A 14,660-nucleotide genomic window follows, 5' to 3' on the forward strand; every position below is an offset into this window, starting at 1 on the left:
CGCCGCGCTTGCTAAGAGCGAGGGCCTTCCTCGTCTTCGTCGTCGCGGCGGTGCTCCTCGTGCAGTTCGCGCAGAAGGGACGCCCGCGCGTCTCGTGCGCCCTCGAACATGCGGCGGGCTTCCTCGCGGTCGATGCCCATGCGCTCGGCCGCGTTGCCCATCTCCTTCATGCGGCGATGGTACTCGCGCACGGCGCGCTCGGCCATGCGGCGCCGCAGCTCCTCGCGCTGCTGCGTCCGGCGCTCCGCCAGGGGCGCCACGTGCTCGTTCACGGCCTCATCGGCGGCGGCCTTCTTGGCGGACACCTCCTGGGCGGCGACGTCCAGCGCCTCGTCCAGCGCCCGCTTGCGCGCCGAGGTGCGCTGCAGGCCGAACGCGAGGTCCTCCCACGGCGTCTCTCGGCCTTCGCGACGGTCGCGGCGCGCGGCCAGGCGGGTGGCCGCCTCTTGGCGCGCCAAGAGGCGTTCCAGTTCCCAGTGCTCGCGCAGGATGTCGCCGATGTCGCGCGGGTTGCGCGCGATCTCGCGCACGGCCTCGATGGGCTTCGCGTCGGCCACGCGGTAGGTGAGCGATCCCAGCAGCGGCATGAGGAACACGGTGATGGCCCCGGCGGCCACCAGCACGCTGGCCGTCTCCTGCGGCATGGCTCCCGCGCTCACGGCAACCGACGTCACGGCCACGATGATGGGAAGCGCCGTGGTGCAGTACAGGGCGATGGTCAGGCGGTTGTGCGACGAGATGTCGCGCGTGTCCTTGCCGGTGGAAAGCGCCGCGAAGATGGGAACGGCGCGTATGAGCAGCAGCAGCACGATGAAGCCCACGAGCATCGCCGGCTGCTGGAACACGGCCAGAAGGTCGATCTTCGCGCCGGACACCACGAAGAAGATGGGTATGAGGAAGCCGTACGCGACGCCGTCGAGCTTGTGCTCGAGCGCGTGGTCGCCCTCGGGGATGATGTAGCGCAGCACGAAGCCCGACGCGAACGCCCCCAGCACGATGTCGAGGTCGAACACGGCCGAAAGCGCCACCAGCCCCACGAGCAGGAGCACGGTCACGCGCATCATGGTCTGCGACGTGCCCTCGGCGTTGGCGGTGAGGAAGTTGAACAGCTTGTGACCGGCCTTCTTCGCCTTGGCGGGCACCACGGCCACGAGCACGCAGAGCGCCGCGAACGCCAGCAGGATGAGGATGGTCTTCCACTCGGCGCGCGTGGACAGCAGCAACGCCATGGCCAGAATCGGGCAAAGCTCGCCCCAGGTGCCGTAGGCCAGGATGGACTCGCCCACGCGCGTGCCCATGAGCTCTCGCTCCTTCAGGATGGGCATGAGCGTGCCCAGCGCCGTCGTGGTGAGCGCGATGGCCACGGCAACGGACTCCAGCTCGTTGTCGAACAACCGGCCGGCGAAGTGAACGAACAAGAAGGCCAGCACGATGGAGACGGCCCAGGTTGCCAGCCCCCGCTTGCCTTGGGAACCGGTGAGGCTCTTCGGGTTGATCTCGTAGCCCGCCAGCAGGAACAGGAAGGCCAGACCCAGATCGGACAGCAGCCCGACCGACTCGGTGAGCTCGATGGCGCCTACGAGGTTCGGCCCGAGAACCGCGCCGGCGATAAGCAGAAACACCGTCTCAGGGACGAGCTTGCCGGGTATGAGCCTTGCGAGGATGGGGCACGCCGCCGCGACGAGCGCGATGATGGCGAGCGATATGAGGTCGACGGGCATGGATCGGAGCCTTTCGGGCACGGGTGCGAAACCGGTAAACCCCGCCATTGTACACCTTCGCCCTGCGGGACGAGTTTCCTTCGCGAAGTTACCGTCCGCGCGAGCGCTCCCGATTCGCCGACCGCCCGAGCGATTTGATACACTGCAACCATGAGCATTTTCCTGAGCCATAGATCGGCCTTCGAGTACTGGCGGGCGAACGATCCCCCGCCGGGCTTCGAGGCGGCGCTCGCTCGTCCCTTGTCGGGCGAGCGCGTGAGCAAGCTTGAGGTCGACGGTTTCGACGTGCGACGTTTCGGCGTTTCAACGCCCGTGCACGTCGCCGTGGCCGACGCCAACGACCGCAGCCAAGCGAAGGGGCTCGCGTGCCACGTGCAACCCGGAAACGCAGGGCCGGGTGTGTTCGTGCGCGTGGAGGAGGGCCTCTACGTCGATTCCCCCGAGCAGGCGTTCGTGCATGCGGCCGCCCTGCTGTCCCTCGTCGAACTCGTCCGCTTCGGCTACCTGCTGTGCGGGACGTACGTGTTCAACTGCGGCGGCGACGGGTTTCGAAGCGCCTTCACGGTTCTCCGACCACGGTTGAAGCGTTGCGCGAGCGCGTTGAAGGTGCGGGCGGGGAGCGCGGCGTGAACCGGGCGGCCCGCGCGCTGCGCTTCGTCGCGAACGGATCGGCTTCGCCCATGGAGACGAACCTCGCCATGGCTTTGTGCCTGCCGCGCATGCTGGGCGGCTACGGGTTCGAGCTGCCGCAGCTCAACGCCCGCATAGAAGTCCGTGCCGGTGGGGGCTTGATGGGACGGTCCTACTTCGAATGCGATTTGTACTGGGACGGGTGCAAAACCGCCATCGAGTACGACAGCGCCCAGTTCCACTCGGGCACCGAGGCGGAAACCCGCGACTCCTCCCGGCGCAGCGGACTGCTCGTCCGCGACGTGCTGGTCATCACGGTGACGACCGACCAGTTCTTCGACGCAAGGAAGCTGGACGAGGTGGCCCGCGCGCTGGCGAAGCGCATGGGCAAGCGCCTGCCCGCCAACAATGCGAGCTGGATGATGAAACGCCACGAGTTGCGGGCCGGGTTCTTGCACGACCTGCCCGGCAATCGTTAGAGCGCGGATGCGGCCGTTGCGCCCGGTCTTTACGCGACGGGGATCCGCATGCATGGCCGAACCGGCTCCCGTTGCCTTCGGACGAGGGTTTCGCGTATCTGGCCGAACCTGATCCGCGCTTGCGGCTAGTCTCGAGCCGCGATTGTAAATATAACCAAGACCATCATGTAAAAAAATCGAAGCTGTGATGGCTCGTAAGGGTTTTTGCCGAGCATGCAAAAAACGTGAACTGGGAAAACGCCAGCGCATGCAGCTTGAAAAGCCGGTCCCAAGGCCTTCAAGCCATCATAACCTCGAAAAAGTTGCAACGATGGGCGAAAAATCCATTACGCGCTTTCCGAGAGGGCGGAGTTGCGGTTGACGGCGGGGCGGGAGAGGGTTCGCGCGGTTTTTGGAGGCCGGCATCTGCCGCGTGCGCCGTGCGTGGCAGAACGCGCTCTGCAGTGCTGGTCGACTTGCCGCGTTTCGACTCCGGCCCGTGCAGCGGGCGGGGCTGGCGGGCTTTGAACGGGCGAGGAGATCGGCATGAAAAGGCGCGAGCGCCGCGGCGTGGTAAACTAGGGTCGTGCGCGCGCTCCCGATCGGGGAAGCGACGCGCGCTCAGCGAACGAGGACAGGAGCGAACCCCATGATCGTCACCACCACGCCCTCCGTCGAGGGCTACCGCGTAACCGGCTACTACGGCATCGTGTTCGGCGAGGTCATCACCGGCATCAACTTCCTGCGCGATTTCGGCGCGGGCATCCGCAACATCGTGGGCGGGCGCAGCGAAGGCTACGAGCAGGAGCTTTTGCAGGCGCGCACCGAGGCGCTGCAGGAGCTGGAGCAACGCGCGACGGCGCTCGGCGCGCACGCCGTCGTGGGCGTGGACATGGACTACGAGGTGCTCGGCCAGGGCAACATGCTCATGGTCACCGCCTCCGGCACGGCCGTGACCCTCGCGCAGGCGTAGACGGGCTCCGGCGCTCGGATCCGCATTCGACCAGGGACGGCGCACGAGTATCCGCTATACTGGCTTCATGACTGACGACAGGGAAAAGCAAGGCGAGTCCGCCCGCTGGGCGCAGGCGTCCGCGTTCAAGCGGCAGACGTTCTTCGCCCTCGAGGACGTGCGACGGGCCCACGGGGCGGCGCGGGCGCTCGGCGTCGCGCTGTTCGCGCTCATCGCGGCGAATGCCTTGCTCGTGTTCGTCGAGCCCCAGGTCGACGTGTCGACGGGCGTGTCGCAGGTTCTGCTTGCGTTCGGATTCGCGTCGAGCGTGTGCTTCGCGGTGGAGTACGCGGCCCGCCTGTGGGTGGCAGACCTCGTGCGGCCGGGCAGACCTCCCGCGCGGGCCCGGCTGCGCTACGCGCTCTCGCCCATGGGGCTCGTCGACTTGCTGGCGTTCCTCCCGGGCCTGCTGGTGCTTGCGGTGCCGGTGTCGGCCTCCATGCTCAACGCCGCTCGCATCATCCGCCTGCTGCGCCTTATCAAGCTCTCGCGCTACATGCGCGGCCTGCGCTCCATCTCGCGCGTGTTCGAAAAGCGCCGCCACGAGATAATCGCGGCGTTCATGGTGTTGGCGCTGCTCACCGTCACGGCGAGCGTGCTCATGTACGAGGTGGAGCATCCCGTGCAGCCCGAGAAGTTCGACAGCGTGCTCACGGGCATGTACTGGGCCATGACCACCATCACCACCACGGGGTACGGAGACCTCGTGCCCGTGACGGCGGCGGGGCGCCTCATCGGGTTCCTCACCATGGTGCTCTCCATCGGCGTGGTGGCCATTCCCGCCGGCATCTTCTCGGCCGGGTTCGTGTCGGAGTTCCGCGCCCAGGACGCGCGGAGCCGCAGGCGCGAGCGGCAGGAGGGGTGCGAGGACGGCGCCCGTGCGGAAAGGGACGCCGAAGAAGTCGCTGAAGACGCACAGGGGAGGGACGCCGAGGACGAGGGCTGAGGCCGCCCGAATCGAGCGACTGGGCGCGTGGTCTTTCGATTATGACAGCCGACGGCGCACCGCAACCGCGCGGCTTTTCGGTTGGAGCAACGGTTGAAGCTCGCCGCCTGCTACGAGATGACGGGGTCGGGAGCGTTCTCGCCGTTGGTGTAGGACAGCGTGACGTTCTTGTCGTCGCCCACTTTGAACACGTACTGGACGGTCTGCGTCCCCTCGTCCTCCTCGGCGCTCAGCCAGGGGCGCTCCAGCAGGAAGGTTATCGAGGCGTCGTCGCTTCCGGTGCCCTTCTGCGCCTGGAACGTGAAGGTGTCCGTGACGGTGCCGCCCGCTTTGCTGTTGTCGGCCTTCGTCTCGTGGCCCGTCTCCTTGAACACGTCGTCGGGGCTCGCCACGTAGGTCCACTGATAGCCGGTGCCGGCCTGGCTCTCCAGCGTCACCGCCACGGTGGACTTCGCCTGGCCGCCGCACGAGCTCAAAGCCGCTGCCGCGACCAGCGCGAGGGCGCACAGCGCCGCAGCCATGAGCAGGCGGGGAAGGGCGGCGGCCCTCTCGATTCCGTTCGTTTTGACGCTCATGGGAAACCTCCTATTGTCGTTGTTCCTTTGGCCCGCGCGGCGCGGGTCAAAGGGACGTGCTTCCTTCTCGTTTACGACGGGAAGCGCGTCCCCGCCATGGTAGGCGAGGCAGCACACCAACACTACACCACGCGCGGCGAGAGGGTCTCGACCGGGCCGGGCGTCCGCGGCGCCTCAGCTCGCTAGGTACCGTTCGAGGGCGGGCCAGGCGCGCATCGCCTCGGCGTAGCCCTGCTCGTAGAGCGCCATGAGCTTGGCCGGGTCCTTTTCCATGCTGGCCACGGTGACGGGCTCGGGGGGCCTGATGAGGAAGATGCGCCCCTCGTCGTGCAGGCACGGCAGCGCCCGGTACAGGCGGTTGTACTCGTAGTGGCGGTGCTGGAGCCTGTCGAGGTAGAAGGGGAAGTCGCTATAGCGCTGGCGCAGGAGCGCCATGAGCTTGTTCGGCCCCTTCACGTAGTCGGAGTCCTGCGTGAGCACGACGATACGCTTTGCGGGACCGGTGAGCAGCGAGTAGAGCACGGGCACGCTGTCGCACGTGCCGCCGTCGAGCAGGTGCTTGCCGTCCACCTCCACGATCTGGCTCACGAGCGGCATGGACGACGAGGCTATGAGGTAGGGCGCATCGGTCAGGGCGTCGTGGAACTCGTGGTAGTCGGCCTCGCCGGAGTCCAGGTCGCTCGACACGGCCACGAGGCGCATGGGGGAGTCGTTGAACGCGTCGTAGTCGAAGGGCTCCAGCTGGTTGGGTATCACGTTGAAGGCGAAGTCGCGACCGCAGGCGTTCCCCGTGCGCACGAAGCTCTTCATGGACAGGTAGCGCCAGTCGTTCGCGTACTTCACGTTGAGGTAGCACGAGCGGCCCACGTCGCCGGCCACGTAGTTGTAGCCGCAAAGCGCACCTGCCGACACGCCCACGACGCGTTCGCAGAACAGCTCGCGGTCCATGAAGGCGTCCAACACGCCGGCCGTGAACTGCCCGCGCATGGCGCCGCCCTCGAGCACGAGGTCGACGGGTGCGGTGGCGTGCCCGCGCCAAGCGGGATCGTGGGCTTCGGTGGCTCTGGAAGGTGAGGTGCGGGGGTTCGTTTCGCTCATGCGGGGCGTCCTTTCTGCGTGTCGCGCCCATTATAGCGCAGCGAGGATGCGACGGCGTCCTTCGTAGCGGAACCGCAAGGCCGCCTCTCCGATGGGAGGGCGGCGGATCTGTGGAGTAACGGTGGAGCGCCGATCGGCGCGCGAGCCGTTCGCGGCGCGAAAATGTCGGGAAATCCAAGATTTATGCCCCAAACCGTAACAATTAGATGCACAGTTGAGCGAAGGCGTTTACAATACGAGGAGAACAGAAGGAATCGCGCGCCCGCCGGGCGTCGCGAGGCGGCGCCGCCGAGCGCCGCGACGAGGCCGCGCAGGCGGCTCGAACACATAAGGAGGCTTTTTCATGAGCGAGGTTGTTTCTTCTTCCGATTTCCAGTCCAAGGTGCTCGACGCGCAGGGTCCCGTGCTCGTGGACTTCTTCGCCACGTGGTGCGGCCCGTGCAAGATGCTGGCGCCCACGGTCGACGAGATCGCCGCCGAGCAGGCCGGCAAGGCGTCCGTGTACAAGCTGGACATCGACCAGAGCCCGGACATCGCGCAGAAGTACGGCGTCATGAGCGTGCCCACGCTCATCGTGTTCGAGAACGGCCAGGTGAAGAAGCAGGCCGTGGGCGTGCAGCCCAAGCAGAACATCCTGTCGATGCTGAGCTAGCTTTCGGTTCGCAGGCTTTCCGAGGGGGCGCCGGTCGCGATCGCGGCCGGCGCCCCCTCGCGTCTCGCGACTCGAAACCAGCTGCGCGACGGTGTGCGGCGGATCCGAACCGGCTCAGGCGATGACCCATGCCCGGTAGTAGTCCCAGCGCGGGCCTTCGTCGTCGTCGTCTTCAGTGGCGGCGAGCAGGTAGCTTCCGATGATCAACCGCGCGCGCAACCCGTATCGAACGGCTTCTGCGAACAGATCGGGGGCGTTCGTCTCGTTCGTTTCCGGGTCGATTCGCAGCAGGCATTCGAGCGATCGGGTGGCCTTGCCCCCTTCTTGGCGGTTCCCCGCCTCGACGTTTTCCGGCCAGATGGTCTCGCCTTCGGAAGCGGGCAGGTCCACTGCGGCTTCGCGATAGACGTCGGGCCGCGCGGCTTCGACGATGATGCCGTAGCGCCACGGCTCGTCCACGAACAGCTTCCATTGCCGTTCGGAATCGTAATCGAGCGGGGAGAGCCGTTTGATGGCGGGAATGCCCGGTCTCATGCCCCCGCGCGCAAGGCGCTTGGCGCACGCGTTGAGGTTGCGCTGCCGGGCGAGGCGGGCGCCCACGGCCTCGAGCTCGGCGATGCGCCGCTCGATGCTCGACTGCGTGTCGGCGAGCGCCTCGTCGAGCGTCGCGAGCGAGAGGGAGCGATAGCCGTGCAGCTCCTTCACCGGCACTCCGAGCTTGCGGTAGAACACCACCTCGCCCGCGTCGATGAGGTCGTGCACGGAATAGCGGCGGTAGTCGTTCGCGCCGTCGCGCTCCGCGCTCACCAGCCCCTCGCGCTCCCAGTAGCGCAGCGCCGACGGCGCCACGCCCAGGTAGCGCGCCGCGTCTTTGATGTCGTATCGCTTAGGGTATTCCATGCCTTTCCTTTCGAGACGCACCATCTTGTCGCCTCCCGCGGGCCGCTTCGCGCGTGCGAGCTTGCTCGCGCCCGCTCACCGGCTCACGCCCTTGCGTCTGCTCGCGTCCGTCCGCCGCTTCGTCGCGCTTGCGTGGCTCCCTGCTTCCTTGCGCCGTTGCGCTCGCGTGCTCTCTACGCCGTCGTTGCTGATGGAGCGCGCAGTTTGAAGATTGTGCGATTCATCTCTTCTTGCGTCTTTACTTTAAAGCCACTTTAAGGTTTAGAGTAGCATGCGGTCAATACATGAAGCAAGAGACTCATCGGAGCGAATCGTCATGATCAAGAAAAGCATGTTGAAAGAGTACCTGCGCTACATCCTGCCCACGATGCTCACGTTCACGCTGGCGAGCGTGTACAGCATCGTGGACGGCATGTTCGTGGGGCATGCGGTGGGCGACGCGGGCGTGGCCGGCATCAACGTGGCGTTCCCGCTCGTGGCGTTCGTCATGGCCGTGGGCACGGGCATCGGCATGGGCGGCGGTGTGATCTCGTCCATCGCGCGGGGCGCGGGCGACGAGGCGAAGTCGCGGCGCGCCGTGGGCACGACGTTCGTCATGCTGCTTGCGGCGGCGCTGCCCGTCATGGCGCTGCTGCTGTTCGCCGCCGAGCCTATCTGCCGGCTTCTGGGCGGGCAGGGCGAGACGCTCGCGCAGGCGGTTGCGTACACGAGCGTCATCGCGTGGGGCGTTCCGTTCCAGATATTCGTCACGGGCTGCACGCCGCTCATCCGCAACCAGGGCCGGGTGGGCTTCGCCATGGCCGTGCAGGTGCTCGCGGGCCTTATGAACGTGGCGTTGGACTACGTGTTCGTCATGCTGATGGGCTGGGGGACGGCCGGCGCCGCTGCTGCCACGGCGGTGTCGCAGGCGGCGGCGTTCGTGCCGGTGCTCGTGTTCTTCCTGATGAAGAGGAACCGCATCGCGCGGGCCGACCTGCGTCCCGACGGCAAGATCGTCGCGCACGCGCTCAAGCTGGGCATGGCGCCGTTCGGGTTGACGCTTCTGCCCGAGGCCACCGTGGTCGCCATCAACGTGAACCTGTCGGCCTACGGCGGCGAGACGGCGCTTGCCGCCTACGCCGTGGTGTCGTACACCGCCTGCGTCATCCAGATGCTCATCCAGGGTGTGGGAGACGGAAGCCAGCCGCTCATCTCGAAGCACTACGGCATGGGCGACGCCGACGGCGTGCGGAGGTTCAGGAACACGAACTACGTCATAACCATCAGCCTGGGCGCCGTCGGTCTTCTGGCCATGTACCTGCTGCGCGACCAGGTGCCCCTGCTGTTCGGCTCGTCGGCCGAGACGGCGGCCATCGTGGCGTACGCGCTGCCCATCTTCTCGATGGCCTACGTGTTCTACGGGTTCACGCACGCGTCCACGTCGTACTTCTACGCGGTGGACGACGCGAAGGCGTCGAACGCCATCGTGTACGGCGAGGCGGTGCTCGTGGTGCTGGTGGTGTTCGGCATCGCGCGCGTCGCCGGCGTGGACGGCATCTGGTTCTCGGTGACCATCGTGCAGATGGTGCTGGCGTGCGCGGCGGGCGCCCTCCTGCGCCTCCGCCACCGGCGCCGCGCCGAGCAAGCGGCGGTGGCGGCGCAGCCTGCGGGCGAGGCTTGCTAGCGAGATTGCGGGCCTCCCTTCGCAGGAGCGCTCTGGAGAGCGCCCCTGCGGGGTCGGCGGCGGGGCGCGCCGGCGGTCGGCGAGCATTTCGGCTTCCCTGCCGTTTTCCATCGATTCCTGCATATTCAGCGTATAGTGGTGCCGTTTCGGTGACAATTGGCCGACGACCCCTATACTGGGGAGCAAACGCATACGTTCCGCGATAGGAGGCTTCCCCATGACAGAGGAACCCGTCAACAACGCAACATCCACGGAGTGCAAGGCAGCCGCGGCTCAAAATCAGGTCATCGACGTCGCCGTGGTCGGCGCGGGCCCCGCCGGGCTCACCGCCGGGCTCTACGCCGCGCGCGCCGGGCTCGAAACCGCGCTGTTCGAGCGCATCGCGCCGGGCGGCCAGCTCGCGCAGACCGAGCATATGGAGAACTACCCGGGCTTCCCCGACGGCACGAACGGCTTCGAGCTGGCCTTCGCCATGAAGCAGCAGGCCGACCGCTTCGGCGTGCGCCATGTGGGCGAGGAGGTTCTGGGCGTGGACTTCACCCAGAACCCCAAGGTGCTCAAGACCGCTTTCAACGAGTACCGCGCCAACAGCGTCATCATCGCCACCGGCGCCCGTCCGCGCAAGCTGGGGTTGGAGCTTGAGGACGACCTGCAGGGCCGCGGCGTGTCGTACTGCGCCACGTGCGACGGCAACTTCTTCCGCGACAAGGACGTCATGGTGGTGGGCGGCGGCAACACGGCCGCGGCCGATGCCATCTACCTGTCGCGTATCTGCAAGAAGGTGTACCTGGTGCACCGCCGCGACAAGCTGCGCGCCACCGCCATCTACCACAAGCGCTTGGAGGACCTGCCGAACCTCGAGTTCGTGTGGAACGCCGTGCCGCGCAAGCTCGTGGCCGACGAGGGCAAGCTCGCGGGCGTGCGCGTGGAGCTGCTCGATTCCGGCGAGGAGCGCGACATCGCCGTGGACGGCCTGTTCGTGGCCGTGGGAACCGAGCCCAACACCGAGTTTCTCGACGGCGCGCTGACGACGGACGAGACGGGCTACATCGTGGCCGACGAGACGGGCGCGACCGAGGTGCCCGGCGTCTACGTGGCCGGCGACGTGCGCACGAAGGGCCTGCGCCAGGTGGTCACCGCCGTGGCCGATGGCGCCCTGTGCGCCGAGGAGGCCGCGGAGTACCTGGCCATTTAGGTTCCGGCGGCCTGCCGGCCGCCGGAACCCCCTCGACGCTGCGGCCCGCCCTCGCACCCGATCTCGCGGCGATGCCGGGGGCTCGCGTACCGAAGTACGCTTCGCCCCCGCCATCCCCACGATCTCGGGCACGAGGGCGGGCCTCGCTGACTTACTAGCGCCAACCTGGGCGGTAGTTTTCGCGCTTGCGCGCGAACGGGCGCTCTGGAGAGCGCCCCTACGGTCTACCTGCGCGGGTTGTTTTCGCGCTTCGCGCGAATAAGCTGCGCTTTGCGGCGCTCTCTGATATCATGGACAGTTGCGAAAAGAGGCGCGGGCGCGGGGCGATACCCGCGCCCGCGCATACACCGGAACCACGTCACGAAGGACACCCACGCACATGCAGGAAACGGATATGCGAGAGAAGCTCGAGAAGATCATCGAGGCCTACAAGGATCTGCAGGCCCGTATGGGCGACCCGGCCGTGCTCTCCGACCAAAAGGAATACAACCGCCTGGCCAAGGAGTACGCCAGCCAGGGGCCGCTCGCGAACAAGGCGCGCGAGTACGTGCAGGCCGCCGACGACTTGGCGGCGGCGAAGGAGATGCTCTCCGACGCGGACATGAAGGAGTTCGCGCAGGAGGAGATCGCCGGCATCGAGGCGCGTCTGCCCGCGCTGGAAGAGGACATCAAGTTCATGCTCATCCCGGCCGACCCGGCCGACGACAAGGACATCATCGTGGAGATCCGCGCCGGCGCCGGCGGCGACGAGGCGGCCATCTTCGCGGGCGACCTGTACAAGATGTACGAGCGCTTCGCCTCCGAGCAGGGGTGGAAGACCGAGACGCTGGACGTGTCGCCCTCCGAGGCAGGCGGCTTCAAGGAGATTCAGTTCAAAGTCAAGGGCGACAAGGTGTACTCCCTCATGAAGTTCGAGAGCGGCGTGCACCGCGTGCAGCGCGTCCCCAAGACCGAGAGCCAGGGGCGCATCCACACGTCCACGGCCACCGTGGCCGTGCTGCCCGAGGCCGACGAGGTGGAGGTCGACATCAACCAGAACGACCTGCGCATCGACGTGTACCGCGCCGGCGGCCCCGGCGGCCAGTGCGTGAACACCACCGACTCGGCCGTGCGCATCACGCACATCCCGTCGGGCTTGGTGGTGCAGTCGCAGGACCAGAAGTCCCAGCTGCAGAACAAGATAGCCGCCATGGCCGTGCTGCGAGCGCGCCTGTACGACAAGATGCTGGCCGAGCAGCAGGCCGCCGAGGGCGCCGAGCGCCGCAGCCAGATAGGCACCGGCGACCGAAGCGAGAAGATCCGCACGTACAACGGCCCGCAGGACCGCGTGACCGACCATCGCATCGGCTACAACGGCACGTACAACGGCGTGCTGCTGGGCGCCGGCGGCGCGAGCCTGGGCGAGCTCATCACCGCGCTGCAGGCCGCCGACCGCGCGAAAAGGCTGGAAGCGGCGGTCTAAGGTTCCGCCGGCCTGCCGCCGGGCGAGCCTGGAGGCGGCGGCAGGGCCCTCGTCGGGTTCACCCGTAGGGGCGCTCTTTAGAGCGCCCGCTCGCGCGGAGCGCGAGAATGCGGACGCGGGCGGTTTTCGCTGATGCCCGTTTCCCGTTCGCAGCGGAACGGGCACCTTTGAGAGCGCTCCTACGAACGGCATCCAACATAGAGGGATTCGATTTGACTGACAACGACATCTGGACCGTCAAGGCGGCGCTCGAATGGACCGAGGGCTACCTTGCGCGCAAGGGCGACGAGAACCCGCGGCTGTCGGCAGAATGGCTCTTGGGCGAAGCCTGCGGGATGCGCCGCATCGAGCTGTACACGTGCTTCGAGCGCCCGCTGTCGATGGACGAGCGCGACGTGCTGCGCGATTACGTGGCGCGCCGCGGCAAGGGAGAGCCCCTGCAGTACATCACCGGCGAGGTGGCCTTCCGCCATATCGCGGTGAAGGTGCGCCCCGGCGTGCTGATTCCCCGTCCCGAAACCGAGGTGCTGGTGAGCGAGGCGCTGGCCTTGCTGCCGGGCGCGGACCGGCCGCGCGCGCTCGACTCGCGCATGACCGAGGCCGAGACGCAGGAGCTGCTTGCGGCCATGGCGGCGGAGGGGGAGGACGGGGAAGCCTCGTCCCTTGAGCCTGGCGGCGCGACGCCGGCCGGCGTCGCCGCCGATGGCGCTTCGCCGGCTGACGAAGCGCCTGCGCCCGCCCGCCCGTCTCCACTGTTCGTGGCCGACTTGTGCACGGGGTCGGGCTGCATTGCCTGTTCCATCGCCTACGAGCATCCGCGCGCCCGCGTCATCGCCACCGACATCGCGCCCGAGGCCGTTGCGCTTGCGCGAGAGAACGCCGAGGCGCTCGAGGTAGCCGACCGCGTGAGCGTTGTGCAGTGCGACCTGGGCGAGGGCGTTCCCGCAAGCGCTTTGGGCCGGCTCGACCTCGTGGTGTCCAACCCGCCTTACGTGCCCATGCACGTGCTGGCGGACGTCCCGCGCGAGGTGGCCGCCTTCGAGCCTGCGCTCGCGCTCGACGGCGGCGCGGACGGCCTCGACGTGTTCCGGCGCCTGCTGGAGTTCTGCGCCCGCGCGCTCAAACCGGACGGCGGCTTCGCCTTCGAACTGCACGAGACGTCGTTGGACGACGCGGCTCGGCTGGCCGCCGGTGCGGGCTTCAAGGACGTGCGCTCCGTCACCGACCTCGCCGGCCGCCCGCGCGTGCTGACAGGTCGCCGCGCTTAGGGGCCTTCAAGCGGGTGCGCGCTGCACGGGTTCGCGCTCCGAGCCGTGCCACGTGCCGCACGATGCGCCTTGGGCTCCGGCTTTCGGGCTCCGTGCAAGAGAGTGGTGCTTTTTCCGAGCAAAAATCACGGTAGGGAACGCGAGCCGGACGGGGGAGCAGCGCATCAAGCCGTGTTTGCCCAGATCGCAAAAACCATGCAAGGGCGATGCGGGCGAAAAGGCGGTCGACGACGTCATTCGGGAGGGTTCGGACCTGGGGAATCTGTACCCAACCGTCAATTCTGCTCGGGAATGGGCGCCGGATTCGCACGGCGTTGTTTCGTCGGGTTGCGTCCGCGTCGCCTCGGGTCCTTTTGGCAGCGCGCGCCGCCGGCGGCCTGTTCGGCTTACGCCCGCACGGCCCCTGTGCTTCGGGCGGCCCCGATGCGCCATGCCGTATAATGAACCTTACGTTAAAAGTCGACGAGGGGGAGGGGTCTTATGAGCGCCATCGTGAACGAGCCCAAGAACACGTTTCCGCTGTTCGTGAAAGTGCGCGAGCAGTTGGAGCACCGGGCGCTGTGGCTGTACCTGCTGGTGGACGAGGCGCGCAAGCACGGGCTGCCCGACGACTCCTTCGCGGCCGACGCCGTGAAGCGCTGCGGGCTGTACCAGGGCGGCGAGATCGTGAAGCAGAGCTCCACGTTGAGCCTCAAGGGCCTGAAGAAGGTGCTGTTCACGAAGAGCGCGCAGATCGTGTTCGAGATGAAGGTGGTGGAGTGCACCGACGACAAGCTCTCCATCGACTTCCACTACTGCCCGCTCGTGAAGGCGTGGCAGAAGCAGGGATGCACGGACGAGGAGATATCCCGCCTGTGCGACCTGGCCATGTGCGGAGATCGCGGCATCGGCGAGGCGCACGGCGTGGAGCTGGACCTGCCCAAGACCATCGCGCGCGGCGACGACTGCTGCGCCATCCGCTACGTGCGCCGCGGCGGGCCCGCGGCGAGCTAGACACGCCGCGCTCGTGCTTTTGTCGTCCTGGGCATCATGCGTTAGAATACGTCCAACAGTAGCTATCGTCTCATAGTTCAAGGAGCG

General features: G+C 67.3%; 14 protein-coding genes. 10 read left to right on the top strand and 4 right to left on the bottom strand.

The window, feature by feature from the left end:
• Nucleotides 1–11: 11 nt before the first annotated feature.
• Complete coding sequence (locus tag C1878_RS12650) at nt 12–1,769, bottom strand: cation:proton antiporter (RefSeq protein WP_241963734.1); 1,758 nt, start codon at nt 1,767–1,769, stop codon at nt 12–14.
• 102 nt (nt 1,770–1,871) lie between these two features.
• Here C1878_RS12650 and C1878_RS16930 point away from each other — a divergent pair, with 102 nt between their 5' ends.
• From C1878_RS16930 to C1878_RS12665, 4 genes are all read left to right on the top strand, one after another.
• Entirely contained in the window at nt 1,872–2,351 is a 480-nt protein-coding gene (locus C1878_RS16930) for a hypothetical protein (protein WP_241963735.1), read from the top strand.
• Nucleotides 2,348–2,830 carry a hypothetical protein gene (locus C1878_RS16935; RefSeq protein ID WP_241963736.1) on the top strand — a complete coding sequence of 161 codons (483 nt, stop codon included), beginning with the start codon at nt 2,348–2,350 and terminating at the stop codon, nt 2,828–2,830. Before C1878_RS16930 ends, C1878_RS16935 begins: the two co-directional genes overlap by 4 nt.
• Nucleotides 2,831–3,458: 628 nt before the next feature.
• On the top strand, nt 3,459–3,782 hold the full coding sequence (locus C1878_RS12660; protein WP_080143336.1) for a heavy metal-binding domain-containing protein: 324 nt from the start codon (nt 3,459–3,461) through the stop codon (nt 3,780–3,782).
• A gap of 67 nt (nt 3,783–3,849) precedes the next feature.
• A complete protein-coding gene (locus C1878_RS12665) occupies nt 3,850–4,767 on the top strand; it encodes an ion transporter (RefSeq protein ID WP_114601986.1) in 918 nt (305 codons plus the stop codon).
• Nucleotides 4,768–4,877: 110 nt separating this feature from the next.
• Here the strand turns inward: C1878_RS12665 and C1878_RS12670 are convergent, their stop codons facing one another.
• Nucleotides 4,878–5,342 (bottom strand): protease inhibitor I42 family protein, encoded by a 465-nt coding sequence (locus C1878_RS12670; protein WP_114601987.1) that lies wholly within the window; start codon nt 5,340–5,342, stop codon nt 4,878–4,880.
• A gap of 174 nt (nt 5,343–5,516) precedes the next feature.
• Nucleotides 5,517–6,440 carry a patatin family protein gene (locus C1878_RS12675; RefSeq protein WP_114601988.1) on the bottom strand — a complete coding sequence of 308 codons (924 nt, stop codon included), beginning with the start codon at nt 6,438–6,440 and terminating at the stop codon, nt 5,517–5,519.
• Nucleotides 6,441–6,783: 343 nt separating this feature from the next.
• On the opposite strand from C1878_RS12675, the gene trxA reads away from it, so the two are divergent.
• Nucleotides 6,784–7,092 (top strand): thioredoxin, encoded by a 309-nt coding sequence (gene trxA, locus C1878_RS12680; RefSeq protein ID WP_114601989.1) that lies wholly within the window; start codon nt 6,784–6,786, stop codon nt 7,090–7,092.
• Between the two features lie 114 nt (nt 7,093–7,206).
• On the opposite strand, the gene C1878_RS12685 is transcribed toward trxA, so the two are convergent.
• The gene (locus C1878_RS12685; RefSeq protein ID WP_114601990.1) at nt 7,207–7,992 is read right to left on the bottom strand and encodes a MerR family transcriptional regulator; all 786 of its coding nucleotides are present in this window, start codon (nt 7,990–7,992) and stop codon (nt 7,207–7,209) included.
• 316 nt (nt 7,993–8,308) lie between these two features.
• Here C1878_RS12685 and C1878_RS12690 point away from each other — a divergent pair, with 316 nt between their 5' ends.
• The 5 genes from C1878_RS12690 to C1878_RS12715 all read left to right on the top strand — a co-directional run bounded on the left by C1878_RS12690 (nt 8,309) and on the right by C1878_RS12715 (nt 14,573).
• Entirely contained in the window at nt 8,309–9,655 is a 1,347-nt protein-coding gene (locus C1878_RS12690; protein ID WP_114601991.1) for an MATE family efflux transporter, read from the top strand.
• Between the two features lie 217 nt (nt 9,656–9,872).
• A complete protein-coding gene (trxB, locus tag C1878_RS12695) occupies nt 9,873–10,850 on the top strand; it encodes a thioredoxin-disulfide reductase (protein ID WP_114601992.1) in 978 nt (325 codons plus the stop codon).
• A gap of 379 nt (nt 10,851–11,229) precedes the next feature.
• A complete protein-coding gene (gene prfA / locus C1878_RS12705; RefSeq protein ID WP_241963737.1) occupies nt 11,230–12,312 on the top strand; it encodes a peptide chain release factor 1 in 1,083 nt (360 codons plus the stop codon).
• Nucleotides 12,313–12,524: 212 nt separating this feature from the next.
• Nucleotides 12,525–13,580, top strand: coding sequence for a HemK/PrmC family methyltransferase (locus tag C1878_RS12710; protein ID WP_241963738.1), 1,056 nt, complete (start codon nt 12,525–12,527; stop codon nt 13,578–13,580).
• A gap of 480 nt (nt 13,581–14,060) precedes the next feature.
• A complete protein-coding gene (locus C1878_RS12715) occupies nt 14,061–14,573 on the top strand; it encodes an L-2-amino-thiazoline-4-carboxylic acid hydrolase (protein WP_114601994.1) in 513 nt (170 codons plus the stop codon).
• The last annotated feature ends 87 nt before the right edge of the window (nt 14,574–14,660 follow it).

This window comes from Gordonibacter sp. 28C, assembly GCF_003339845.1.
GTDB lineage: Bacteria > Actinomycetota > Coriobacteriia > Coriobacteriales > Eggerthellaceae > Gordonibacter.

Excerpts from the sequence above, each read along its gene's own strand:
- trxA (WP_114601989.1), top strand. The coding sequence starts at position 6,784 with ATGAGCGAGGTTGTTTCTTCTTCCGATTTCCAGTCCAAGGTGCTCGAC.
- C1878_RS16930 (WP_241963735.1), top strand. The coding sequence starts at position 1,872 with ATGAGCATTTTCCTGAGCCATAGATCGGCCTTCGAGTACTGGCGGGCG.
- trxB (WP_114601992.1), top strand. The coding sequence starts at position 9,873 with ATGACAGAGGAACCCGTCAACAACGCAACATCCACGGAGTGCAAGGCA.
- C1878_RS12650 (WP_241963734.1), bottom strand. The coding sequence starts at position 1,769 with ATGGCGGGGTTTACCGGTTTCGCACCCGTGCCCGAAAGGCTCCGATCC.
- C1878_RS12675 (WP_114601988.1), bottom strand. The coding sequence starts at position 6,440 with ATGAGCGAAACGAACCCCCGCACCTCACCTTCCAGAGCCACCGAAGCC.
- C1878_RS12685 (WP_114601990.1), bottom strand. The coding sequence starts at position 7,992 with ATGGAATACCCTAAGCGATACGACATCAAAGACGCGGCGCGCTACCTG.
- C1878_RS12670 (WP_114601987.1), bottom strand. The coding sequence starts at position 5,342 with ATGAGCGTCAAAACGAACGGAATCGAGAGGGCCGCCGCCCTTCCCCGC.
- C1878_RS12665 (WP_114601986.1), top strand. The coding sequence starts at position 3,850 with ATGACTGACGACAGGGAAAAGCAAGGCGAGTCCGCCCGCTGGGCGCAG.
- C1878_RS12715 (WP_114601994.1), top strand. The coding sequence starts at position 14,061 with ATGAGCGCCATCGTGAACGAGCCCAAGAACACGTTTCCGCTGTTCGTG.
- C1878_RS12690 (WP_114601991.1), top strand. The coding sequence starts at position 8,309 with ATGATCAAGAAAAGCATGTTGAAAGAGTACCTGCGCTACATCCTGCCC.
- prfA (WP_241963737.1), top strand. The coding sequence starts at position 11,230 with ATGCAGGAAACGGATATGCGAGAGAAGCTCGAGAAGATCATCGAGGCC.
- C1878_RS12660 (WP_080143336.1), top strand. The coding sequence starts at position 3,459 with ATGATCGTCACCACCACGCCCTCCGTCGAGGGCTACCGCGTAACCGGC.